Source organism: Peribacillus sp. N1, from assembly GCF_054600815.1.
In genome coordinates this window covers 1-1,718 of the sequence record NZ_BAAHZO010000021.1, presented here as the reverse complement: position 1 = coordinate 1,718, position 1,718 = coordinate 1, and the positions used below count along the sequence as shown (strand labels likewise).

General features: G+C 54.4%; 1 rRNA gene. It reads right to left on the bottom strand.

Features of this window, described 5'->3' with window-relative positions:
* Positions 1-6: 6 nt before the first annotated feature.
* Positions 7-1,718: ribosomal RNA gene (locus ACYP5M_RS26485) — 23S ribosomal RNA — on the bottom strand; the annotation flags it as partial.

Here is a 1,718-nt window from a genome sequence, read left to right as displayed (position 1 = left end):
AAAGCGTTGGTTAAGTCCTCGATCTATTAGTATCAGTCAGCTCCACATGTCGCCACGCTTCCACCTCTGACCTATCAACCTGATCATCTTTCAGGGATCTTACTAGCTTGCGCCATGGGAAATCTCATCTTGAGGGGGGCTTCATGCTTAGATGCTTTCAGCACTTATCCCGTCCGCACGTAGCTACCCAGCTATGCCTTTGGCAAGACAACTGGTACACCAGCGGTGCGTCCATCCCGGTCCTCTCGTACTAAGGACAGCTCCTCTCAAATTTCCTGCGCCCGCGACGGATAGGGACCGAACTGTCTCACGACGTTCTGAACCCAGCTCGCGTACCGCTTTAATGGGCGAACAGCCCAACCCTTGGGACCGACTACAGCCCCAGGATGCGATGAGCCGACATCGAGGTGCCAAACCTCCCCGTCGATGTGGACTCTTGGGGGAGATAAGCCTGTTATCCCCGGGGTAGCTTTTATCCGTTGAGCGATGGCCCTTCCATGCGGAACCACCGGATCACTAAGCCCGACTTTCGTCCCTGCTCGACTTGTAGGTCTCGCAGTCAAGCTCCCTTGTGCCTTTACACTCTACGAATGATTTCCAACCATTCTGAGGGAACCTTTGGGCGCCTCCGTTACTCTTTAGGAGGCGACCGCCCCAGTCAAACTGCCCACCTGACACTGTCTCCCACCCCGATAAGGGGCGCGGGTTAGAATTTCAATACAGCCAGGGTAGTATCCCACCAACGCCTCCACCGAAGCTGGCGCTCCGGCTTCTCAGGCTCCTACCTATCCTGTACAAGCTGTACCAAAATTCAATATCAGGCTGCAGTAAAGCTCCACGGGGTCTTTCCGTCCTGTCGCGGGTAACCTGCATCTTCACAGGTACTATAATTTCACCGAGTCTCTCGTTGAGACAGTGCCCAGATCGTTACACCTTTCGTGCGGGTCGGAACTTACCCGACAAGGAATTTCGCTACCTTAGGACCGTTATAGTTACGGCCGCCGTTTACTGGGGCTTCGGTTCAAAGCTTCGCTTGCGCTAACCTCTCCCCTTAACCTTCCAGCACCGGGCAGGTGTCAGCCCCTATACTTCGCCTTGCGGCTTCGCAGAGACCTGTGTTTTTGCTAAACAGTCGCCTGGGCCTATTCACTGCGGCTTTTCTGGGCTATTCACCCTAAAAAGCACCCCTTCTCCCGAAGTTACGGGGTCATTTTGCCGAGTTCCTTAACGAGAGTTCTCTCGCACACCTTAGGATTCTCTCCTCGCCTACCTGTGTCGGTTTGCGGTACGGGCACCTTACATCTCACTAGAGGCTTTTCTTGGCAGCGTGGAATCAGGAACTTCGGTACTATATTTCCCTCGCCATCACAGCTCCGCCTTAATGGAAACGGGATTTGCCTCGTTTCCGGCCTAACTGCTTGGACGCGCATATCCAACAGCGCGCTTACCCTATCCTTCTGCGTCCCCCCATCGTTCAAACGATGTATAGGTGGTACAGGAATATCAACCTGTTGTCCATCGCCTACGCCTTTCGGCCTCGGCTTAGGTCCCGACTAACCCTGAGCGGACGAGCCTTCCTCAGGAAACCTTAGGCATTCGGTGGAAGGGATTCTCACCCTTCTTTCGCTACTCATACCGGCATTCTCACTTCTAAGCGCTCCACCAGTCCTTCCGGTCTGACTTCAACGCCCTTAGAACGCTCTCCTACCATCGACACC